The following is a 24,751-nucleotide window of genomic DNA, read 5'->3' on the forward strand; positions in this document are numbered from 1 at the left end:
ACCATGATAAAACTAGCTATAATGATGTAAATCACATCATTGTTACAGAATATTTACTTCCCGTTCCAATTTAACACCAAATTTTGAGGAGACAGTGTCTATAATCTTTTCTGAAAAACTATACACTTCTTTACCGCTTGCACCGCCATGATTAACCAATACGAGCGCCTGATTTTTCCATGTACCGGTATGACCTTCAGTTATTCCTTTAAAACCACATTGTTCGATTAGCCAGCCAGCTGCTAATTTAACTTTTCCTTCACCAGCAGGATAACTGATCACTGCAGGAAAGGCATGCTTCAATTTTTCAAATTCAGCACGTTCAATAATCGGATTCTTGAAGAAACTTCCGGCATTACCGATAGTTGAAGGATCCGGTAATTTACTGACCCTGATTTCAGCAACAATTTTAGAAATATCTGTAATCGTAGGATGAGTTATTCTCCTTTCAGCAAGCAAGGATTGAATAGCACCATACTGAGAGTTGATACGAATACGGGTAAATAATTTAAAATTTACACGCGTAATAATATACTGGCCTTTTAATTCATTTTTAAAAACACTGTCTCTGTAGGCGAAATGACAAGCTGAATAATCGAATTTCTTAAATTCTCCCGTAGCGATCTCAAAAGCTTCACAGGATTCAAAAACATCTTTCAATTCAACACCATACGCGCCAATATTTTGTATAGGAGACGCACCAACCGTTCCGGGAATAAGAGTTAAATTTTCCATTCCTGCGAAACCATTTTCAACACAATAATTAACCAGATCATTCCAAATCACCCCTGCCCCAGCCGTAACAACAACCTGACTATCTGAAATTTCTGTCACAATACCCGGAATACTAACTTTAAGTACCAAACCTTCGTAATCTTCCGTAAAAAGCACATTACTCCCACCACCAAGTATCAGTAGCTTATTTTCTTTAAAAACTGCACTGTTCCTTAATTCCACTAAATCTTCAGGAGTGAAAATTTCAGCAAAAAAACGGGCTTTGACGTCAATACCAAAAGTATTGTAAGGTATAAGGGATATATTTTCTTGTAATACAAGCATAAGAATTGATGGAATTATTTAGCGCAAATGTAATTGTTACCCTGTGTAATAAACATGTTAATTATAATATTTAATAAATTTGCATAATTTACATGCGATTCTAACCTTATTCAAGCCCAAACCCCAATAGAAAAAAAAGCATTGCTCATTCACAATGGAAAATCAAGATAGAAAAAGACTTTTAATTATAGACGCCGCATTAAAAAGGTTCGCACATTACGGACTTGCAAAGACTACTATGACCGAAATTGCAAAGGACATTGCCTTTTCAAAAGCCCTGCTTTATTATTATTTCCCAGATAAACTGAGCCTGTATGTAAGTGTCATCGAGCATATGATGCACACTGTCAGCAGAGACCTTGTCAAATCAGTAGAAAAAACCTCTACGGCTACAGAAGGAATCCTGATGCTGCTGCAAAAAAGACAAACATTCACTCAGAAATATTATAATCTTTTGGAATACACCCAAATGATTGGTCCGGACCTGCCAGAAGCACTCTATGAAAAATTTCAGCGCGCCAGGGCATTTGAACTAAAGATTATTACCGGTTTATTTACCAAAGGAGATTCATCAGGCGAATTTGCAATCAGAGACATCCCATTCACTACCGAAATATTCGTTGAAGCAGTTTCAGGCATACATTTCAACATACTTAACCGTGCTAAAAACATCTTTCCAGGCAAAGAACAGTTTAAATTAATTTTCCTGAAAGAAAAGCGCTTCGCTGAAATCTTTTTGGCAGGCTTAAAGCCAATAGATTAAGTCATAGAATTACCATTTATTTTGACAATCCCCTCATAAGTCGTATTATAAGTTATTAACAGCCTAAATTTAGTCATGAAATTGTCATTTCTACATTAGAAAGACTTGTTTTATAGGGAAAATTTCTTTAATAGAAACGCTTGCCATACTTTTGACTTTACAAATAATAAAGTCAGAAGGTAAAAAAGTAAAATGGCAGAAACGGATAAAAAAAGAGAGCTAATTATAGAGGGTGCAATAAAACGTTTTATACACTTTGGCATCAATAAAACTACAATGAATGAAATAGCAGAGGACCTATCTGTCTCTAAACCTTCATTATATTATTATTTCCCAGATAAAACCAGCTTAATTCTTGGTGTAGTAGAGCGAATTTTTAAAGATTATTTTGACGTACTCTATGCAGATCTGAAACAGTCATCTAATATTGAAACCACATTATTAAATATTGTGGAAATCAAACATCGTTTTTTTCTGCGCTATTATATGCTGCATTTATCTAACGGAAATCCGGATTCTTCGTTAAACTCGGTAGAATTAAAATCATATTTAGAAAAAATGTTAGAAAAAAATGTCCAGTTTCACGAAAAAATATTTGAGACAGCTGTGGCAAACAAAGAAATCGCTCCGCAAGAAGACATACCTAAACTCGCTGAATTGTATTTATCGTGTCAGTCTGGTTTAACTTCATTGTGTATTATGCATGGAAATAAAGAACTTTTCCCAGGTAAAAAAGAATTGAAACTAATGAAGGAAAAACAAATAAGTCTTTCCAAAATATTCATTAAAGGACTAAAATATTAAATCAGCCCTATTACAAGAAAACCACGATCATGATTAAAAGAGTAAAATCAATTCCCATCTTAATGTTATGCCTGCTGCTCGCAAACCTTGCGGATGCACAAGAGCAGCTTAAACTAAAAGATGCACTCAATTTTGCCATACAAAACAACGTTAACGCGCGTAAAGCAAAACTGGATATAGACGGCGGGAAATACAAAACGCAGGAAATAAGAGCAAAGGCCCTTCCCCAAATCACAGGAAGCGGCAATCTGACCTACAACCCTATTATTGGTCAGCTTGTCGTTGGGAGCCTTTCATTTCCTATGGGCAGAAGCTGGAATGTAAATGGCGGTGTTCAATTAAGTCAGCAGCTTTTTAATCAACAGGTCTTTACAGGTCTGCAGGCTGCAAAAAAGAGCGAACAATACTACAATCTTACTTCCGATTACACAGAGGAACAAGTAATTGAAATGGTTGCTAACAATTATTACCAGGTTTTGGTAAGCAGACAGCAACTGAACGTAATTGACACCAATATTAAAAACGTTAAAGTTGTAGAAAAGATCATTTCAAATCAATATAAGAATGGTCTGGCCAAAAAAATTGACGTAGACAGGATTAAAGTCAACCTAACTAACCTGGAAACTCAGCGTGAGCAGACTGTTAACGCTGTTGTACAGTTAGAAAATCAGTTAAAATATTCAATGGGCATGCCGGTTGCCACCACAATTACATTACCACCGGATGAGTTCAGCAAAGTGGAAACTTTACCTGCTATGGCAGATAGTATTAATGTTACTGGCAGAACTGAAATCAGGTTACTGACCATTCAAAATGAATTACTGGGTTTACAGCGCAAAGCATATGTTTCAGAGTACTACCCGCAGCTTTCTTTAACAGGAAATATTTCCAGAACTGGTCTGAGTGATAAATTTGATTTGCTTTCCCGTCATGGACTAGCTACTTACTATAACTCTTCTGCAATTGGATTAACATTGAACATCCCTATATTTAATGGTTTTGCGACCCGCTCAAGAATACGTCAGGCAGATGTGGATATCAAAAAGAACAATGAAGATATCAGACAAGCAAAAAATACATTGAACCTGGCTTATGAGAATGCTAAAATTCAATTAAAAGACAACATCAATACGATCAGATCACAACGTCAAAATGTTCAGCTGGCACAAGAGATCTATAACAGTACTCAAAATAACTACAATAACGGGCTTGCTGCATTGACAGATCTCCTTGATACTGAAAATGCATTAACTTCAGCACAAAATAGCTATACCCAGGCATTACTGAACTACAAAATTGCCGAAATACAACTAATCAAATCAAACGGAAATATAAAATCACTATTAAAATGAAAAGAGGAATTATAACAGTCATTCTAATTATAGTTGTTATCGGGGCTATTGCTTTGGTACTCAAAAACAATAAGAAGAAAAATGACGCGCAAACGGCTTTGGTAGCTCAGGGAAGTGGTGCTATCAGTGTACGCGTGGCTCCAGTGAAAAAAGTAGACGTTGATTTGGATTTTAGTGCAAATGGTAATTTCATTCCTAAAAAAGAGCTAAACTTTTTATCAGAAAATGCAGGTCGTATTACTAAAATCTATGTAGAAGAAGGTGACCGCGTACATAAAGGGCAGGTTTTGGCTCATATTGATGCAGAGATTATCAATACAGATAAAGAAACTGCACAGGCAGCACTGGACAATGCAATCAGAGATGAAGCAAGATATGCAAGTTCTTTCCAGACAGGCGGTGTTACACAACAACAGCTTGATCAGGCTAAACTGGCTACAAGAAATGCAAAACTAAGATTACAAAGTTCTGCAAGAAGAGTAAGTGATGCAAATATCAAATCTCCGATTGATGGTATAGTGAATAAAAAATATATTGAAACCGGTGCTTTTGTTACTGCACAGGGTACTCAATTATTTGAACTGGTTGATGTTTCTAAATTAAAACTAAAAGTAAATGTAAACGAGGGTCAGGTGGCGAACCTTAAAGTTGGTGAAGCTGTACAGATTAAATCCAACGTTTTCCCTGCTGATAATTTCTCTGGTAAAATTACTTTCATAGCTCCCAAAGCCGATGAAACATTGAATTTCCCTATTGAGATCGAAGTAGATAACAACCATAAAAACACGATTAAAGCAGGTATGTACGGTACTGCGATCTTCAAATTCCCTGCTCAGGCAGCTACAATTACGATTCCACGCGGTTCATTTGTGGGTAGTGTAAGCAGTAACGAGGTTTTTGTACTGGGTGAAGGAAATACCGCGAAACAACGTAAAGTAGTTGCAGGCAGAATTATAGGTGATGAAGTGGAAATCCTTGATGGCTTGAAAGAAGGCGAAACAGTGATTACCAGCGGACAGATCAATTTAGTTGACGGCAGTCCGGTTGCAATTATAAAATAATATCAGATCAGCATATAAATCTATATATAGATGAAATTAACAGAAATATCAATAAAAAGACCTTCACTTGTCATCGTTGTATTTAGCGTATTGACATTGCTGGGTTTATTGAGCTACTTCTCTTTAAGTTATGAGTTGCTGCCCAAATTCTCGCAGAATGTTGTGTCTATTTCCACGGTATATCCGGGTGCTTCGCCAAGTGAGGTAGAAAATACGGTAACCAAGAAAATTGAGGATGCCGTATCCTCCATGGAGAATATAAAGAAACTGAATGCAGTTTCTTACGAAAGTTTATCCGTAGTAACGATCACATTAAATGACAAGGCCAATGTCGATTTATCATTGAATGAGGCACAACGTAAAGTAAATTCAATTCTTAAAGATTTACCTACCGACGTAAAGCCACCTTCCCTGAATAAATTCTCGTTAGATGATTTACCGGTTATTACCATGTCGGCCTCAGCCAAAATGGATGATGCCTCTTTCTACGATTTGATTGACAAACGTATTGCACCGATTATCTCCAGGGTAAATGGTGTTGCACAGGTCAACCTCGTAGGCGGACAGGAACGTGAAATTGAAGTAGGTCTGGATGCAGATAAAATTCAGGGTTATGGCCTGTCTGTTTTACAGGTACAGCAGTCAATTTTGACTTCGAATCTTGATTTCCCCACTGGTAGCGTAAAAACACATGCACAGGATATCTTAATCCGTTTATCTGGTAAATATAAAAATGTCGATGAACTTCGTAAACTAGTTGTAGGTACAGGAAAAGACGGTGCTCAGATTCGTTTGCAGGATATTGCAGATGTGAGAGACGCACAAAAAGAGGTAGAAAAACTAGCACGTATTGACCGTAAAGGAGCTATCGCGATACAGATCATCAAACAATCTGATGCAAATGCGGTAGAGGTAAGTAAAAGTGTTCATAAGGTTATTGCAACCTTGCAAAAAGACTACGCTAAAAACGACTTAAAAATAATCATTGCGAATGACAGTTCAATTTTCACTTTAGAATCTGCAGACGCGGTAATCCACGATTTATTACTTGCTATTGTTCTGGTAGCTTTCGTGATGCTTTTCTTCTTACACAGTATTAGAAACGCACTGATTGTAATGGTCTCTATTCCTGCTTCACTGATTGCAACTTTTATTGGGATCAGCGTATTAGGATATACTTTAAACCTGATGTCATTGCTGGGATTATCCCTGGTAGTTGGTATCCTGGTCGATGATGCAATTGTGGTCTTAGAGAATATATACCGTCACATGGAAATGGGTAAAAACAAAGTCCGTGCTGCATATGATGCAACAAGTGAAATTGGTTTTACAGTTGTTTCCATTACCCTGGTAATTGTCGTTGTATTCTTTCCAATTGCTGTAAGTACTGGTCTGGTATCCAATATCCTCCGTCAGTTCTGCGTGGTGGTAATTATCGCTACCCTGCTCTCCTTACTGGCCTCATTCTCTATCGTACCTCTTTTATCATCCCGTTTTGGAAAATTAGAGAAGATAGAAGGCAAAAACATATTCGGCCGTTTCATCTTGTGGTTCGAAAGTCAGTTACGCAAATTCACCGTATGGATTACAAGTATTCTGACCTGGTCACTGGCCAATAAAGGAAAAACAATTCTGATTGTATTAGTCATGTTTTTTGGTTCATGCGGATTAATCCCGGCAGGTTACATAGGAACAGAGTTTTTCCCAAAAAGTGATAAAGGAGAATTTCTTGTTCAGATTGAGCTTCCTAAGGACGCTTCCATAGAACAAACGAATTTGATGACGCAGAAAGCAGAAGCCTTTCTAGTTAAAAAACCAGAAATCCTGCAATTAATTACTACAGTAGGACAATCAAGTGGTGACTTTGGAGGAACACAGGCTACTGCCTATAAGTCTGAAATTAACGTAAAACTGGTTGAACGCGACAAACGTGAGGATGTCTCCAGCATCTACGCAACTAAAGTAAGCCGTGAATTATCTAAAGTACTTGTTGGTGCTAAAGTAAAAACCGTTCCGATCAGTATTTTAGGGATTGCAGAAAATGCGCCTATTGAACTGGTTGTAATGGGTTCAGATTTAGACAGTGCAATGAAATATGCAGAAGGCGCTAAAGCTGTTCTGGCTAAAATTAAAGGATCGGCAGAACTTAAATTATCAGTTGAGAATGGTAGTCCTGAGATTAACGTACAGGTAGACCGCGATAAGATGGCTTCATTAGGCCTTACACTACAAACTGTAGGTGCAACTATGCAAACTGCATTTAGTGGTAATACGGACGGTAAATTCCGTAGAGGAGAATATGAATACGATATCAATATCCGTTATCAGACCTTTAACCGTAAAAACATTGATGATGTTAGAAATCTGATTTTTGTGAATACAGCGGGTAAACAAATCAAGTTATCTCAATTTGCATCGATTACAAATGGTTCAGGTCCGAGTCAGCTGGAAAGAAGGGACAAGAGTACTTCTGTATCAGTAAGAGCACAGTCAATCGGCCGTCCAACGGGTACAATCGTAGCTGAATTCCAGCAGCAGTTATTAGATCTGGAGAAATCCGGTAAACTTAAAAAACCTGTAGGGGTAAGTTATGTATGGGCAGGAGATGCCGAAAACCAGGGAGATGGTTTCGGAACTTTGGGTATAGCCCTATTAGCTTCAATTATTCTGGTTTACCTGATTATGGTAGCCCTTTACGATAGTTTTGTCTATCCATTTGTGGTGATGTTCTCTATTCCATTATCAGTTATCGGAGCCTTACTTGCCCTGGCACTGACCAATAATGCCTTAAACATATTCACCATTCTGGGATTAATCATGCTAATCGGACTGGTAGCCAAAAATGCGATTATCCTGGTCGATTTCACCAACCAGATGAAAGCTGAGGGTAAAACTACACATGAGGCACTTGTTTTAGCTAACCATGCACGTTTACGCCCAATCTTAATGACAACCATTGCGATGGTAATCGGTATGTTGCCAATTGCCCTTGCAGCTGGTGCAGGAGCAGAATGGAAAAATGGACTGGCCTGGGTAATTATCGGAGGTTTATTAAGTTCATTATTCCTGACACTAATTGTAGTGCCGGTAATGTATCAGATCTTTGACGGCATTCTTGATCGCCTTGGATATAATAAAAAAGGAGTTACCATTGAAGAATTAATGGTAGAACCTTATGATCATAAAGACGTTCACGAATACGATTTAGATCATCAGCATTAAGATGATTTCATATAAATTCAAAAAAGGAATCCATTGTGGTTCCTTTTTTGCGTTATAAAGATTTATAAACCAATGATCCCTATGGCAGCCATTAAATATACTTTAGCATTTATCCTGTTTTTAACCTGTTCATTTATCGCCAGGGCGCAGCATCCTCCAGTATTTGAAGGTATGACCACAGACAGTACCAGAATCATGTTAGGCGACATGGAATTAGGCCTCATTAAGTATAGTTACCATACACCCGGCACCAACTTCCTTGCTATACATGATAATGAGGACACCGGCGTAAAAGCGGCGTTTGACTATATCGCAATAAATGGGGGGAGCATATTAGATTGTCAATATGGAGGTGCAAGAAATTTCAAGTTCATACAAGACGGGATCACTTATCAAACAGACCCGAACAGTATTTATACAGATGAAGGAATTCCAATAGGACTGGAAAAATATGGAAAGTCCAGCGAAGCTGTAGTTGCCGAACTCAAAAGCACTGGTAAAACTATTCTTAAAACCTACAATCCTAAAAACCCAGCTTACATATTTACTTTGCATAACAACGCAGACGGCGGATTTGGCATTCAGAGTTATCTGCCAGACAACGAATTGGGCAGTACCGCAGATTCAGTACATGTAAACTATGAAATGGATGAAGATGATATGATACTGGTTACCGAGTTAAAGCTCTTCAACCTGCTGAAAAAAGCCGATGTAAATGTTGTCCTGCAATCAGAAGAAGCAGTAGATGACGGTTCACTATCCATTTATGCCATGCAGAATCACATTCCTTACATCAATGTAGAAGTACAGCATGGTCATCTGGAAGAAAACCTCAGACTAATTCAGCTGGGTGTAAAAGCAATGGCCGAAGCTTATCCAAAACTGGGCATAAAAAAACCCGCAGCAGAAACCGCGGGTTTTTAATCATTTACAGAACTGATCCTAGATATGAATCGCTCTGTTTGCAGTTGCAGCCATAGCCGCTTCTTTAATAGCTTCCGTATAAGTAGGGTGAGCATGACAAATTCTTGCGATATCTTCTGCAGAAGCACGGAATTCCATGGCTACAACAGCTTCAGCAATCATATCAGCAGCACGCGGGCCAATCATATGAACACCTAATATCTCATCAGTAGCCTCATCAGCTAATACCTTTACAAAACCATCTGTATCCATACTTGCTTTAGCACGTCCGCTGGCTTTGAATGGGAAAGATCCTGCTTTATATTTAACACCTTTTTCTTTCAGCTGCTCTTCAGTATAACCTACCGATGCAACCTCTGGCCATGTGTAAACAACACCTGGGATCAGGTTATAATTAATATGCGGTTTCTGACCAGCAATAGTCTCTGCGACAAAAACACCTTCATCTTCTGCTTTATGGGCAAGCATTGCGCCTGTAATTACATCACCAATTGCATATACACCTGGTACAGCAGTTTCTAAATGCGCGTTTACAGGAATTTTATTACCACGTTCTTCAGTTTTGATACCAATGTTCTCTAAACCTAAACCAGCAGTATAAGCTGTTCGGCCAACAGCTACGATACAGTAATCAGCTTCTAAACTCACTTCTTCGCCTTTAGCGTTCAATGCCGAAACAGTTACAGTTTTACCTTTTGCAGTTGCACCAGTTACTTTATGGCCCATAAAGAACTCCATACCCAGTGATTTTTTCAATACACGTTGCAATTCTTTACCTAAACCAGCATCCATTGTAGCAATGATTGATGGTAAGTATTCAACTACAGAAACTTTAGTTCCTAAACGTGCGTAAACAGACCCTAATTCCAGTCCGATTACACCACCACCGATAACGATCATCGTTTTCGGAACTTCTTTGATATTTAAAGCTTCTGTTGAAGTAATGATTCTTTTTTTATCAATTGGTAAAAATGGTAAAGCAGTAGGTTTAGAACCGGATGCAATAACTACATTTTTAGCAGTGATATTTTCAGTTGTTCCGTCAGTTTTAGTAATCTTGATTGTATTTTTATCTACAAAAGATCCCACTCCTTCAAAACTGTCAATTTTATTCTTTTTAAACAAGTAAGTGATACCCGCTGTATTTTGTGCAACCACATCATCTTTACGCGCGATCATTTGTGACATATTCACGCTCAGATTCTTCAGTTCAATCCCGTGGGTAGTGAAAGTATGTGCAGCATTATGATAATGCTCTGAAGAGTCTAACAATGCTTTAGATGGAATACAACCTACATTTAAGCAAGTTCCACCAAAAGTTTTATATTTTTCTATAACTGCTGTTTTTAACCCCAATTGTGCACATCTTATTGCGCTAACATAACCACCAGGACCAGAACCAATAATAACGACGTCGTATTGCATAATGATAAAATTTTGTTGTACAAAGTTAATAATCCCCAATAGAAATAAGGCATCACAAGGGGTGTTTCTTGTTAATCTTTCAATTAATCAACACTACTTCGGTAGTGGACAATACGCCCTTCCGTGTAGCATGATTCAAAAACTTCCCGTTTACCTTCGTAATCCGGTAACCTTCAAAGGTTTTTAAGCGCTGTACCTTCACCCCTTGTTTAATATACTGATCAATAAGCTCAGTATCTGCATAAAGCAAATAAGGTTTTGCAGGTAACAGAGACTTATCGCCATCTGTTAAAAAGTAAAGCGGGGCGTTAAGATAAAAATCCATACCAAAGGCATAGCCAATACGGCTCCTTACTACCGGCAAATCCTTTTCATTATGTGCATTAATCCAGAATGCAGCCTCACTGTCTGCCTGGTATTTAACTAACCGTGGATAATAAGCCAGGTTAAAATACAGATTGACAAAAAATGCGACAGCACAAACCTGGAAGAACACTTTATAGCGGCCATTAACAGGTGTAAAAGAGACCATTACAAATAAAACAACGGCTCCCAATAACAAGACAGATGAAAACACAGTCAGGTTATCCGGCCGGAAAAAGTAATGCAGAACAATAATCAGGAACATCATAATCCCTCCTACAATAAGCTGCATTAACCTGATTGCTTTCACAGAACTCTCCAGTTTAAGGTTACACAGATATTGTGCACAAAGAATACTAAAAAAAGGAAATACGATAGTAATGTAAAAAGGAAGCTGAAACTTTGATAAAGAAAAGATCAGTAAAGTAAGTAAAGAACCCGAAATACAGTACCATTCAGCCTGCACAGGCTTTTTGAAATTCTGGCGAAAAAACTGGAACACTGCAGTATAAAAAAGAAGGCTCCAGGGTAAAAATGCCCATAAAATGGTATGTAAAAAGAAAGTAGGGTCACCACTTGACTTTTTAATCGGCCCGTTGTTAAAAAACCTTCCAAACTGACTGTCCCAAAAGAAAAACCTGATTCCTGATACCCCCTGACGTCCAAAAATGATTTTCTCAGGATGAATATCAAACTGGTTGTACAACGTATAAAGTTCAGGGAGCATAAAGATCAGGATAAGCACCAATGCAAGCAGCCATCTGAAATTAAACACCATTATCCAATCTTTTCTGATCAGTAAATGCCCGCCAATTGCACCCCCAATAGGAATTAATGCAAATACGCCCTTAGTCATAACCGCACAGGCAGCAAATACAGAGGCTATCAATAAATGTAAAAACCATTGTTTACCCAAACATTTATAAAAATGATAAACACTTGCGATAATCAACCCCGTCAAAAAAGGCTCTGCACGAACATCCATAGTACAGATCAGAATATGCTGTGCCGTTAACAAGAATAAAGCCGCCCATAAGGCAATCTGTTTAGTATAAAGTTCCTTCGCAAACTTATAAGTATAAAAAGCAGCTAAAAGCACAAATAATATACCCGGCAATTTATAAGCCCAGGTATTGATTCCAAATATTTTAAAGAAAACAGCAGTAATCCAAAAAGGGAAATGCGGTTTATCCAGCCAGTCTTTTCCTTCCACCAATAAATCGCTGAAATTATTGTGCTGTGCCATCCCTTTGGCTATAGTAGCATATAAAGCACCATCCGGGCCAATTACCGTAACAAATAATCCAGTAAAATTTAACAGTACAGCGAACCCGATAAAAAGGTAAAGCCATTTTGTAGTCTGATCTGCAAGTACTTTCTGCATAGTTATTTTTAGATTGATTTTTCTTTGTCAGGAGCTTTAAAGACAAAGAAATAGTTGGCACTGAAATTCCAGAAAAAAACAATAAATATAGCAGCTGCTTTACTGATATAAAAGTTAACAGAGAACATATTGTTTAATAGAAAAATGATAGCTGAATTTAAAAGCAGCCCAATTAATGAAACTGTAAAAAATGCTGTAAACTGCAATCCGGATTTCGATTTGTTATCCTTAAATGTCCAGTTACGATTAATGATATAATTACAAATTACAGCTACCGAAAATCCTATTCCATTGGCAAGGAATTTATTAAAATTAAGTTCGTCCTTAAAAAACCAGGTCAGCGAAAAATCTATAATCAGTCCGCATGCCCCTGTAATTCCAAATTTAATAAACGCCAGAAGTTTTGGCGTTAATAAAGAGGAAACAGAAAATATACTAAATCTATTTTGCGGCATGATTGATTATTAGATGAGCCAAAGGTACAATCATTTTAGAATTGAGGGTCAAAATCCGTAACATTTTAGATTATATCCCCTGTTGTCATATAAAAAATACGCCATATCCCTTATATTTATCCCATCTAAACTTTTCATATGAACCCTTCTTCTAAAATGTTCTGGGTAGCACTCTGCTTCCTCTTAACAACCTATTCTTCAATCGCTCAGGTAACGGATTCGGCCTATATCCGTGAAAACTATATTAAAATTGAAAAACAGATTCCTATGCGGGATGGGGTTAAACTTTTCACTGCCATTTACATCCCAAAAAATAAAGATCAGAAGTATCCTTTTCTGATTAACCGCACTCCATATACCAGCTCTCCATATGGAGAAAACAACTTCAAAACATCTTTGGGACCTGATGGACTATTCCTCAGAGAAGGCTTTATTTTTGTTTACCAGGACGTTCGCGGCAGGTGGATGAGTGAAGGAGAATTTGTGGATGTACGTCCTCATATTGCCAATAAAAAAAGTAAAGAAGATATAGACGAAAGCTCGGATACTTACGATACTATTGACTGGCTGATTAAAAACATTCCCAATAACAATGGCAAAGCCGGTATCTATGGCATTTCTTACCCGGGATTTTATTCAACAGCATCTTTACCTGGTGCCCACCCCGGTCTGAAAGCAGTATCTCCTCAGGCTCCCGTAACAGATTGGTTCAGGGGAGATGACTTTCACCATAACGGTGCATTTATGCTCGCAGATGCTTTTAACTTTTATTCTGTATTTGGTGTTCCAAGACCACATCCAATTACTCCTGATAAGGGCCCTAAAGCTTTTAAGTTCCCGATAAAGGATAATTATCGCTTTTTCTTAAGTGTTGGGGCATTAAAAAATGTTCAGCTTAAATATTTTGGGGATACCATTAAATTCTGGAATGACATGATGAACCATGGCACCTATGATTCATTTTGGAAGGCCATGGATATCCGTCAGCACTTAACCAATGTCAAACCGGCAGTTCTGGTTGTTGGTGGATTCTTTGATGCTGAAGATGCCTATGGTGCTTTGCATACCTACAAAGCAATTGAACAGCAAAACCCAAAAGCTAAAAACAACTTAGTTATGGGCCCGTGGTTTCACGGAGGCTGGGTAAGAAGCACAGGAAGCAGTTTTGGTGACATACAATTTGGACAGCCAACAAGCATCTGGTTTCAGCAAAATGTAGAATTCCCCTTCTTTATGCAGTACCTCAAAGATAAAAAAGATGCTGATTTAGCAGAAGCTACAATCTTCCTGACCGGCAGTAACGAGTGGAAAAAATTCAGCAGCTGGCCTCCTCAAAATACAGAAGAGCAAACCCTGTATTTTCAGGCAGATGGAAAACTGAGTTTTAAAGCACCAGAAACAGACACCAGTTTTGACGAATACGTGAGTGATCCGAATAATCCTGTTCCTTATCAGCAGGGCATACAAGAAAAAAGAACCCGCGAATATATGATCGACGATCAGCGTTTTGCTGCACGCAGACCAGATGTAAAAGTTTATCAAACCGACATTCTTACAGAAGACATCACTTTAACGGGCCCATTAATGGCTAAACTCTCTGTATCCACCACTGGTACTGATGCGGATTATATCGTTAAATTAATTGATGCTTATCCAGAAGATGAACCTCAGCCAGCCATTAACCCAAAAGACATTATCATGGGTGGTTATGAAATGCTGGTTCGTGGTGAAGTGATGCGTGGTAAATTCCGTAACAGCTTTGAGAAGCCAGAAGCTTTTGTTCCAGGTCAGGTGACAAAAGTAAACTATAGTCTTCCGGACGTAGGCCATACTTTTAAAAAGGGCCACAGAATAATGATCCAGGTTCAAAACTCATGGTTCCCGCTGGTAGACAGAAACCCTCAGAAATTCCTGGATATTTATCATGCAGAAGATAAAGATTTCCAGAAAGCGACACACCGTATTTACCATGATAAGGCGAATACCTCTTCCTTAACAGTGACCGTATTAAAACCATAGTTACAGGATGAACCTGACAAAGGCCCATCTGAAAAAAATAACATATAAATAGATGAAAAGATTATTTCTAAGTACACTTATTGTACTAAGCGCCCTAATCAAGACAGATGCACAACTCTTAAAAGGGAAGCATAACTTTACCCGCGCAGATACTTTAAGAGGGATGTTAACCCCATTGCGTACCTGTTATGATATTAATTACTACCATCTGGACGTCAAAGTTGATATTGATAACAAATCAATCAGCGGAAGTAATGAATTCAATTTTACAGCTACAACAGACTTCAGGCAACTACAGTTTGATTTGTTTAGTAACCTTAAAATTGAAAAAGTAATCTATAAAAACCAGGAGTTACCTTTCAAAAGAGAATTCAATGCCGTATTTATCACCTTTCCCTCCACTGTTAAAAAGGGGGTAAAAGACAAATTTGAGGTCTTTTACTCAGGCAGTCCGGTAATCGCTAAAAACCCGCCATGGGATGGCGGTTTCATTTTCAGTAAAGATCAGGCCGGAGATCCATGGGTATCAGTAGCCTGTCAGGGCTTTGGTGCAAGTTCATGGTGGCCAACCAAAGAACACCAGAGTGATGAAGTAGACAGTGTGCTCATCAGTATTAGTGTTCCTAAAGATTTGCAGGAAGTATCCAATGGTCGTTTGCGTAATGTAGTAGATAAGCCGGACGGCTATAAACAATACAACTGGTTTGTCAGTAATCCGATCAATAACTACAACATTACCTTTTATATTGGAAAATATGCCCATTGGACAGATGTCTATAAAGGAGAAGACGGAGATCTTACTTTAGATTACTGGTCATTAAAAGCTGACAGTGCAATAGCAAGACCACATTGGGATGCCGATGTAAAACCAATGCTCAAAGCTTTCGAACATTGGTTTGGTCCTTATCCTTTCTATAAAGATGGTTATAAACTGGTTCAGGCACCACATCTGGGCATGGAACATCAAAGTGCCGTTGCCTATGGTAATCATTTTAAAATGGGATATCTTGGCAATGACCTGTCAGGTTCTGGCTGGGGATTGAAATTCGATTTCATTACCGTGCATGAAAGCGGCCATGAGTGGTTTGGCAATAATATAACTGCCAAAGACATTGCAGACATGTGGACTCATGAAAGTTTCACTAATTATTCGGAAGCATTAATGGTTGAATCTCAGTATGGAAAAAAAGCATCTACAGCCTACGTGGAAGGCATCAGAAAAAAAATTCAGAATGATATTCCTATCATAGGCACATACAACGTTAACAGCGAAGGTTCTGGTGATATGTATTATAAAGGTGCAAACATGGTCCATACCATTCGGCAGCTGATTCAGGATGATGAAAAATTCCGTCAGATCTTAAGAGGTCTGAACAAAACATTTTACCACCAGACAGTAACCACTGCACAGATTGAAGACTATATCATTAAAGAAAGCGGTTTAAAATTAGCTAAAGTATTTGATCAGTATTTAAGAACGACAAAAGTACCTGTATTGAGCTATTATATTAAAGGCGGTCAATTAAACTACCGCTGGACAGATGTTGTTGAAGGATTTAACATGCCGGTTAAAGTAACCCTGGGTAAAGATAACTTTAATTTTATCTACCCCACAACTACATGGAAAACCATAGCTATCAAAGATATAAGTGAAACAGATTTTAAAGCAGACCCAAATTTTTATATCTTACTAAAGAAGAGTAAATAATATTACAATTCTTATGCAACGAAACAATCTTTTGAGTGTCCTATAAAAAAACCTAACAGCAATGAAAAAACTAAGTAGCTTACTCCTATTAGCCTTCCTGGCGTTTAATTATAACGCTAATGCGACCGGCCCTATAAAAACCACCAGATCTTTCAATGAAGAAGAAAGACCAATCGGAAGCTTTAAAGGCGTTGCTACCGGTGGTTCGCTCACTATAAAAATCACAATGGGCAATAAAGAATCCCTGCGTCTGGAGGGTGATCAGGAAGCAATTGCTAATTTAGTTACTGAAGTAAATTCCGGTATATTGACCATCAAACCAAAAACCAAATGGAATGACTGGTCAAGAAGATATAACCGGGCGCAGGTAACTGTTTATATTACTGCCAAAAAGCTCAGCTCCTTAACAATGAGCGGATCCGGTAATATGGAAGTTGAGAATGCAATTAACTCACCAGAACTCGTGGCTACCTTGAGTGGTTCAGGAGGGATTACAGCCATTGCCAATCTAAAAACATTTACCGGCACCATCAGCGGTTCAGGATCAATCAAACTTAGCGGCAAGGCTGACAACTCAAACCTTACCCTAAGTGGCTCAGGCGGTTTTAAAGGAAAAGATTTCGCAGTAAATGACCTGTCTGCACAAATCAGTGGTTCTGCCAATATTTATATCACTGCAAACAAGACTATCGAGGCAGTGATCAGTGGTTCAGGTGGTATCCGTTATGCAGGCAACGCAACCGTTAAAAAAACAATCATAGGGTCTGGAAGTGTCAGAAAAGAATAGCATTGGAGCTGCAGCTGTGATTACAAAGCATCAGCAAATCAATATTATAAAAAAATTAATCCAAAATAAGAGGGCCGGTATTGACAAAATACCGGCCCTTTCAATAGGAAACCTACATCAGAATCAAAATCTATAAACAACCCTTATAAAGGCAGATTAAAGATATGGACTGATTGATCTTTAAACTTCTGATAAGATGGCTGATCAGATTTCGCTTTATCAGAAACCACTACGATCTGTGTATCATTAATGAAGGAAACCCCTTCTACATTAGCATACAACACGTTATTCCCTGAACCCACTACCCCATTGCTATTTCCTGTAGGGAAAGCATAAGTTTTACCTCCGGTAATTGTCCATTCGGTGCTACTAAGTGTTCCTATCCATAATCTGGAATCCTGCTGAGAAGTAATTGCGACCTTATTCCCATAAACAGTAATATCAGAATAATCAGTAAAGCTGGCAGAAGCAGGCAAATTGATTTCCCCGACCTTTTGCCATTGGCTGGCCGTCTTTTTCAGGACTGCGATTTTTCCGGTCCCTTCAACAAGGCCCAGCATATAATCGATCCCATCACGTGACACCCATGCAATACCTTCAAATCCCTTATTGCTATTGGCTTCCGTAAAATAATAATCCGCCCACAAGCTATTCAGATATCCCATATTGGCGTTATACTCCCGAATACGGGGCTGATACTGGCTACCATTCTTTACAGCCTCCTCGACCACAAAAAATCCAGGTGTACTTTTGGCTGCATAAGTAATACCTTCAAAGCCAGAATCTCCGGAACCAGCGCCCAGTAAACTATTCTCATTACTATTTTCAGGTAGACTCTGCTTAATCTTAGCGATCTCATAGCGATTATCAGAAGCCACATAAAAATAGCCATTCAGGTAATAAACTCCGCTTGCCTCAAATTTATCGTCCTTATTATAGCCCTTAAGCAGCTTATAAACTTTCGCTTCAGCAACCGGGGCTCCCAATACAGTAACCCCGCCGGCATTTAATGCACTATTGCCTCCTGAAACTGCCTGAGAAGAATTAAGCTGACCTAAAGAAGAACCTTCAGGTGAAAGATTGTTACCGGCCTTATTACAGGCAGTAAAAAAAGACACCGCTAACAAGGCGGTGTACACAGGTAATTTAATGTTTTTCATCATAGTAGATATAATTATAGATATCCTGCAATATCAACTATAACTACCATTACCACAACACGTATATATTATTTCTGAGTTAATAATATAATGATCCTCCAAAAAGGCTATCCCCCCTGCAGCAGACAAACCCCTGAGGGGTTGACAAAAAAAGAACATTGATGTTCTTTTTTTGTCAACCTAGAACTGATACCCCAGAGCCCACATATTCTGCACATAGTTAATCTTCTGGCTGGCCTTATCCAGATCATCTCTTCCAGTTGTATGAACGTTTTTCAAATTCGTTGCCCCAACCTTCGTTGTATTCTGAATATATAATCCTTTACTTACATAAAACTTCAAACCAATCTTAGCTGAAAAACCATAACCAGAAACGTTCCAGTGGTTATTTCTTCCCTGTTCGAATAAACGTACATCAGATCTTGGTACCAGCATACCACCACCAAGACCAGTTTCCAAAGTTAAAGAAGTCTGTCTTGAAGGTGCAACCCAAATATCATCATAACGTTCAAACTCGATATTTGCATAATTGAATCCATCCGTATGCTCATAAGTAAGCATCTTATCCGTTACATTAATCATCTGTCCATTATACGTTCCCGCCATTGCACCGGTAGGTACTCCCGGATCAGAAATAGTTTCTCCGATAAAACCAGTAATTGCCACTTTTTGTGGAATATCCATTACATATTTCATATGATCCCAGCCAATGGAAACACTATAATTATCAGCGATAAAATATCCTACCCTAAGATTATACTGAGGTTCAGAAATCTTTGCAGGGTTTAAGTAATTCCATTTTAGCGGAGACTGTCTATCATGGGCAACTACATCTTTCAATGTAAAATCATAGTTTGGCCCTTTAAAATTGATATCACTTTTTCCATACCAGGAATGATTATAACCCCAATGAACAAAAAAATCTCCCTTTCTTGAGAAATTCCTTTTGATCTCATTAGAGAATATACTCTTTCCAATCTTAACCGGGTTATCGGTTGTATTTGTAGTTTCTTGCGCCTTCATCTTTTTACCAAGAACAAGGAACAACAGTAATAAGTAGCTTTTTTTCACAGTGTAAAAGTACAGAAATCCTGTCAAAAACTAATTAGAGTAAAACAAATGACATGAACAAGACGCAATAAAAACAAAAAAACCTGCTATAACGAAATAGCAGGTTTTCAATATATTTTAGTTTACCTATACGCCTAACAACAAACGTGCAGGATCTTCTAATAGTTGTTTTACTCTCACTAAGAATCCAACAGATTCTCTACCATCAATGATTCTGTGATCATAAGATAAAGCAAGATACATCATCGGGCGAACAACAACTTCACCTTTTTCTGCGATAGGGCGCTCAATAATATTGTGCATACCTAAAATAGCAGATTGGGGCGCATTGATAATTGGCGTAGACATCATTGAACCAAATACACCACCATTAGTGATTGTAAAAGTTCCACCAGTCATTTCTTCCAAAGTCAATTTGCTGTCACGCGCTTTAGTAGCCAGTTCAATAACAGATTTTTCAATCTGGGCAAGCGTCATGCTTTCTGCATTTCTGATAATTGGTACTACCAATCCTTTAGGTGCAGAAACTGCGATAGAAATATCTACGAAGTCATTGTAAACAACAGAATCACCATCAATACGTGCATTAACAGCAGGGAAATCTTTCATTGCTTCACAAACAGCTTTTGTAAAGAAACTCATGAAACCTAATCCAACACCATATTTCTCTTTGAACTGATCTTTATATTTTCCACGCAGGTCCATAATCGGTTTCATGTTTACTTCATTAAAAGTAGTTAACATGGCCGTTTCATTTTTCACAGCAACTAAACGTTTTGCAACAGTTTTGCGCAGTGGGGACATTTTTTCTTTGCGTTCATTTCTAGATCCCGCAACCGCTGGTGCCGCTACTGCTGCCTTCTCAGGAGCTTTAGCTGCTGGTGCTGCTGGTTTCTCTGCCTTAAGCGCATCTTCTTTAGTAATTCTGCCATCAACGCCAGAACCTTTAACAGAACCTGCGTCAACACCTTTTTCTGCAAGAATTTTACCTGCTGCCGGCGAAGGAGTACCAGTTGCATAACTTTCCCCATTTCTTTCCGCTACCGGAGCAGCAGACTGAGTGTTATTTACAACTGTTTTTTCTTCTGCAGCTGGTGCTGCCGCTTTTGCCGGAGCAGCCCCACTAGTTTCGATAGAACAAACTACAGCACCTATAGCCAGTGTATCGCCTTCGGCCGCCACTATTTTCAAAGTTCCGGCTTGCTCAGCAGTTAATTCAAAAGTTGCTTTATCAGACTCTAACTCGGCGATTACTTCATCCATTTCTACGGCATCACCATCATTCTTCACCCAACGGGATAAAACAACTTCGGTAATTGATTCGCCTACTGGCGGAACTTTTATTTCTAGACTCATAATTGATGTATTATATTTTCCTAATCTACGTTATATGCTTTACTCACTGATTTCTTGGCAATTTTATGATCCACCTCAGTTACAGGGACTTCAAAAGCTTTTGCCAGGATACTTGCCTGCTCATCTGCATGTTGTTTCGCAAATCCAGTTGCAGTACTGCTGCTTTCTTTTCTTGATATCACTTCGATATCACTAAATATTGTTTTTCTTGTTTTACGCAAGAAATAAGGCCATGCACCCATATTTTCAGGTTCTTCCTGAACCCAGATAGCTTCTTTCGCATTTTTATAACCTTTATAAACCTCTTCCATTTGTTTTAATGGCGTAGGATATAACTGCTCAACACGAACGATGGCCACATTTTTGATCTGCTCTTTTTGTTGTTTCTCTAACAACTCATAATAGATCTTACCACTGCAGAACAATACTCTGTTCACCTCATTAGCTTTAACATTCTCGTCATTGATGACCTCCTGGAACTTACCTTCAGTAAATTCTGTCAGTTTAGATACACATGAAGGATGACGCAATAAGCTTTTAGGTGTGAAAACGATTAATGGTTTTCTAAAGTCACGTTTAAACTGACGACGGATTGCATGGAAGAAGTTAGCAGGAGTAGTACAGTTGGTTACCTGCATATTATAATCAGCACACAGTTCCATAAAACGCTCAATCCTTGCAGAAGAGTGCTCAGGTCCTTGTCCTTCATAACCATGTGGTAATAACATCACTAATCCATTTTCACGCTGCCATTTAGTTTCCGCACTTGCGATATACTGATCCACAACAATTTGCGCCCCATTGAAGAAATCACCAAATTGTGCTTCCCAGATAGTTAAGGCATTAGGGTTAGCCATTGCATAACCATATTCAAATCCTAAAACGCCATATTCTGATAAATGTGAATTGTAGATATCAAATGGAGCCTGCTGATCAGAAAGGTTACTTAAAGGGATGTACTCTTCTTCAGAATCTTCTAAAGTCAATACAGCATGACGGTGTGAGAACGTACCACGCTCTACATCCTGGCCGCTCAAACGAACCCTTTTACCTTCTGTAAGCAAAGTAGCGTAAGCAAGCTGCTCACCCATTGCCCAGTCAAAAATATGAGTAGACGTTGCCATTTTGTTACGCTCAGCGAATAGTTTTTCAATCTTCTTGAAGAACTTCTTATCTGAAGGTAAAGTACTGATTCTTTTAGCAATTTCTAATAAAGTAGTTTTTTTAACAGAGGTATCCGGAGAAGTCAGGAAATCTTCTGCACTGGCAATTCTCATATCTGACCATGCACCGGCAAATTTCACTCCCTTATAAGTAGAAGTGATCTCTTTAGCTTCGTTTAATCTCTCCTGTAAAATACCACGGAATTCAGCTTCCATTTCTTTTGCCAGGCTTGCTTCCAGTTTACCTTCACCAATCAGTTGTTTGATATAGATATCTCTTGGATTAGCATGCTGCTCGATACTTTTGTATAATAAAGGCTGAGTGAATTTAGGCTCATCTGATTCATTATGTCCAAATCTGCGGTAACACAGAATATCGATGAACACATCATTTTTATATTTCTGACGGTATTCCATAGCCAGGTTGATGGCATAAACCAAAGCTTCCACATCATCTCCATTAACATGGAATACAGGTGAAAGTGTAACCTTGGCAATATCAGTACAGTAAGTACTGGTACGTCCGTCTTTATAATTTGTAGTAAAACCAATCTGGTTATTAATTACCAGGTGAATCGTACCACCGGTTTTATAGCCATCAAGACCAGCCATTTGAATCACTTCATAAACGATACCCTGTCCGGCAACTGAAGCGTCACCATGAATAAGGATAGGTGCAATTCTTGAATTATCACCTTCGTATTTGAAATCAATTTTAGAACGTGTCATTCCTTCAACCACACCATTCACTGTTTCCAGGTGAGATGGGTTAGGGCATAAACTCAAGTGAACGTTTTTTCCGTCGTTTGTGGTTACATCCGTAGAATAACCAAGGTGGTACTTCACATCACCTCCAAATGGAGATTCAGCGCTGTAACCTTTACCTTCAAATTCAGCAAAAATATCTTTATAAGTTTTCTGCATGATATTGGCAAGAACGTTCAGACGTCCTCTGTGTGCCATACCGATTACAAATTCTTCAATACCCATTGATGAACCTTTTTCAATAACTGAATCCAGTGCCGGGATCAAAGCTTCTGCTCCTTCTAAAGAGAATCTCTTCTGACCAAGAAATTTAGTTCCCAAAAAGTTTTCAAAGCTAACGGCCTCATTTAACTTCTTCAGGATTCTTCTTTTCTCTTCGATTGAAAAATTTGGCGTGTTCTGTACACTCTCCATCTTATTTTCAATCCAGCCTAATACTTCAGGGGTACGTACGAATTTATATTCCGCACCAATAGATCTGCAATAAGTCTTTTTTAAGAAGGTTACGATGTCGCTAAGTTTAGCAGCACCAATTCCAAGTTCTACACCAGAGTTGAAAACGGTATCCAGATCATTCTGGTTTAAACCGAAATTCTCTATGTCCAGAGTTGGTAAATGATGACGTCTTTCTCTTACCGGATTTGTTTGGGTAAACAAATGACCACGCTGGCGATAACCATTGATCAGATTTAAGACATTCACTTCTTTTAAAAAATGTTCGGGAGTTGCTTCACTGGCTACGCCGGCATCTGCTCCTCTTCCAAAATCAAACCCTTCAAAAAACTTTTGCCAGCCGAATTCAACCGCATTAGGATCTTCTTTATAAGCTTGATAAATAGAATCGATGTATTCGGCATTTGCGCCGTTGAGATAAGATAAATTATCCATTGTTTAAGAATTGGTATAAGTATGGCAAAATTAGGATTTTACCTTTAAAAACAGCTATAAATCCTCAAGAAATTCTACGATTTCACAAACCTTTTTCAGTGGTGTCAGCCTATCGTCAAGAAGTATGTCAAATTCAGAGATTAAACTACCTGCAACCAGCAGAGGGACATCCATATGGTCCAATACTTTAGTCAATATTTTATTGATATCTTTTCCAAGGTTTAAGGAAGTAAGCACAATAAAAGCATAATCAGGTTTATAATGCAAAATTACCTTTTTCAAATCACTATATGGGATTTCCTGGCCAAGATACAGCGTGTCCATGCCACAACGTTTTAGTAAATAACGTGCAAAAAGTAACCCCGTCTCATGCATCTCTGCTTCGGGAAGGAATAACAAAAATCTTTTAGGATCTTTTCTCTCCGGTTTTTTCACCCGGTCAATCTCTACAATAATTCTATCCCTGATCAGATTTGAGGCAAAATGCTCTTGAGAAGGATCAATTGCCCCTGTCTGCCATAACATACCAACTTTCTTCATAAAAGGAAAAAGCACAAGATCCATTGTATTGACCAGTCCTAACTCATCAATACAGCCGGATAAAATCTCTGCGAATGCAATTTCATCATATTTAAGTGTAGCATCCGAAAGACGGAGCACCTGTACAGTATCGTTATTGAAATCAGATTGTAACTGCAATACCAGATCATTAATCTGCTCTTTGCTCATTTTTGCGATCCTGCTGATTTTGTATCCTTTTTCATTCAGGGTTACAATATTGAGCAGGTGTTTCAGATCCTCCTCCTCATAATACCTGATATTAGTAGGAGTTCGTTTTGGAGGCACAAGATTATATCTCGCCTCCCATGCGCGGATTGTATGTGCTTTAATGCCGATTAGGCCTTCTATGTCACTGATGGAGAATCTTTTCACGTGAAGTGAGAACAATTGTTAAACAAAAAAAGTTTTAAATATTTTTTCTGTTTAAGTTAACGCCAAAAAGCATTCCTTATTTTATCAGT

18 protein-coding genes are annotated in these 24,751 nt (G+C 38.4%); 9 read left to right on the forward strand and 9 right to left on the reverse strand.

Going from position 1 to position 24,751, the window contains the following annotated elements; translation table 11 throughout:
- Window positions 1-42 precede the first annotated feature (42 nt).
- Window positions 43-1,059 carry a UDP-N-acetylmuramate dehydrogenase gene (murB, locus tag HDE68_RS11435; RefSeq protein ID WP_183881992.1) on the reverse strand — a complete coding sequence of 339 codons (1,017 nt, stop codon included), beginning with the start codon at window positions 1,057-1,059 and terminating at the stop codon, window positions 43-45.
- A gap of 154 nt (window positions 1,060-1,213) precedes the next feature.
- Between murB and HDE68_RS11440 the strand changes: the two genes are divergently transcribed.
- From HDE68_RS11440 to HDE68_RS11465, 6 genes are all read left to right on the forward strand, one after another.
- A complete protein-coding gene (locus HDE68_RS11440; RefSeq protein WP_183881993.1) occupies window positions 1,214-1,822 on the forward strand; it encodes a TetR/AcrR family transcriptional regulator in 609 nt (202 codons plus the stop codon).
- Window positions 1,823-2,014: 192 nt separating this feature from the next.
- On the forward strand, window positions 2,015-2,626 hold the full coding sequence (locus tag HDE68_RS11445; protein WP_183881995.1) for a TetR/AcrR family transcriptional regulator: 612 nt from the start codon (window positions 2,015-2,017) through the stop codon (window positions 2,624-2,626).
- 29 nt (window positions 2,627-2,655) lie between these two features.
- Window positions 2,656-3,978: a TolC family protein gene (locus HDE68_RS11450; protein ID WP_183881997.1), complete on the forward strand. Its 1,323-nt coding sequence runs from the start codon at window positions 2,656-2,658 to the stop codon at window positions 3,976-3,978.
- A complete protein-coding gene (locus tag HDE68_RS11455) occupies window positions 3,975-5,039 on the forward strand; it encodes an efflux RND transporter periplasmic adaptor subunit (protein ID WP_183881999.1) in 1,065 nt (354 codons plus the stop codon). Before HDE68_RS11450 ends, HDE68_RS11455 begins: the two co-directional genes overlap by 4 nt.
- Window positions 5,040-5,069: 30 nt before the next feature.
- Entirely contained in the window at window positions 5,070-8,261 is a 3,192-nt protein-coding gene (locus HDE68_RS11460) for an efflux RND transporter permease subunit (protein WP_183882001.1), read from the forward strand.
- A gap of 81 nt (window positions 8,262-8,342) precedes the next feature.
- Window positions 8,343-9,185, forward strand: a complete 843-nt coding sequence (locus HDE68_RS11465) for a hypothetical protein (RefSeq protein WP_183882003.1) — start codon at window positions 8,343-8,345, stop codon at window positions 9,183-9,185.
- 18 nt (window positions 9,186-9,203) lie between these two features.
- Here HDE68_RS11465 and lpdA read toward each other — a convergent pair whose 3' ends face one another.
- The 3 genes from lpdA to HDE68_RS11480 all read right to left on the reverse strand — a co-directional run bounded on the left by lpdA (window position 9,204) and on the right by HDE68_RS11480 (window position 12,812).
- Complete coding sequence (lpdA, locus tag HDE68_RS11470; protein WP_183882005.1) at window positions 9,204-10,610, reverse strand: dihydrolipoyl dehydrogenase; 1,407 nt, start codon at window positions 10,608-10,610, stop codon at window positions 9,204-9,206.
- A gap of 79 nt (window positions 10,611-10,689) precedes the next feature.
- Window positions 10,690-12,357 (reverse strand): ArnT family glycosyltransferase, encoded by a 1,668-nt coding sequence (locus tag HDE68_RS11475; RefSeq protein ID WP_183882007.1) that lies wholly within the window; start codon window positions 12,355-12,357, stop codon window positions 10,690-10,692.
- 8 nt (window positions 12,358-12,365) lie between these two features.
- Window positions 12,366-12,812, reverse strand: coding sequence for a GtrA family protein (locus tag HDE68_RS11480; RefSeq protein WP_183882009.1), 447 nt, complete (start codon window positions 12,810-12,812; stop codon window positions 12,366-12,368).
- A 156-nt stretch (window positions 12,813-12,968) separates the two neighbouring features.
- Between HDE68_RS11480 and HDE68_RS11485 the strand changes: the two genes are divergently transcribed.
- From HDE68_RS11485 to HDE68_RS11495, 3 genes are all read left to right on the forward strand, one after another.
- Window positions 12,969-14,831 (forward strand): CocE/NonD family hydrolase, encoded by a 1,863-nt coding sequence (locus HDE68_RS11485; protein ID WP_183882680.1) that lies wholly within the window; start codon window positions 12,969-12,971, stop codon window positions 14,829-14,831.
- A 52-nt stretch (window positions 14,832-14,883) separates the two neighbouring features.
- Window positions 14,884-16,539, forward strand: coding sequence for a M1 family metallopeptidase (locus tag HDE68_RS11490; RefSeq protein ID WP_183882011.1), 1,656 nt, complete (start codon window positions 14,884-14,886; stop codon window positions 16,537-16,539).
- Window positions 16,540-16,600: 61 nt separating this feature from the next.
- Window positions 16,601-17,326, forward strand: a complete 726-nt coding sequence (locus HDE68_RS11495) for a head GIN domain-containing protein (protein WP_183882013.1) — start codon at window positions 16,601-16,603, stop codon at window positions 17,324-17,326.
- A 143-nt stretch (window positions 17,327-17,469) separates the two neighbouring features.
- On the opposite strand, the gene HDE68_RS11500 is transcribed toward HDE68_RS11495, so the two are convergent.
- The 5 genes from HDE68_RS11500 to HDE68_RS11520 form a co-directional block, all read right to left on the reverse strand.
- Entirely contained in the window at window positions 17,470-18,489 is a 1,020-nt protein-coding gene (locus tag HDE68_RS11500) for a hypothetical protein (RefSeq protein ID WP_183882015.1), read from the reverse strand.
- 177 nt (window positions 18,490-18,666) lie between these two features.
- Entirely contained in the window at window positions 18,667-19,509 is an 843-nt protein-coding gene (locus HDE68_RS11505; RefSeq protein WP_183882017.1) for a hypothetical protein, read from the reverse strand.
- A 174-nt stretch (window positions 19,510-19,683) separates the two neighbouring features.
- Window positions 19,684-20,913 carry a 2-oxoglutarate dehydrogenase complex dihydrolipoyllysine-residue succinyltransferase gene (gene odhB, locus HDE68_RS11510; RefSeq protein ID WP_183882019.1) on the reverse strand — a complete coding sequence of 410 codons (1,230 nt, stop codon included), beginning with the start codon at window positions 20,911-20,913 and terminating at the stop codon, window positions 19,684-19,686.
- A 20-nt stretch (window positions 20,914-20,933) separates the two neighbouring features.
- Window positions 20,934-23,729, reverse strand: coding sequence for a 2-oxoglutarate dehydrogenase E1 component (locus tag HDE68_RS11515; RefSeq protein ID WP_183882021.1), 2,796 nt, complete (start codon window positions 23,727-23,729; stop codon window positions 20,934-20,936).
- Between the two features lie 54 nt (window positions 23,730-23,783).
- Window positions 23,784-24,677, reverse strand: a complete 894-nt coding sequence (locus tag HDE68_RS11520) for a MerR family transcriptional regulator (RefSeq protein WP_183882023.1) — start codon at window positions 24,675-24,677, stop codon at window positions 23,784-23,786.
- Window positions 24,678-24,751: the final 74 nt, after the last annotated feature.

The sequence above is a fragment of the Pedobacter cryoconitis genome (genome assembly GCF_014200605.1).
GTDB lineage: Bacteria > Bacteroidota > Bacteroidia > Sphingobacteriales > Sphingobacteriaceae > Pedobacter > Pedobacter cryoconitis_B.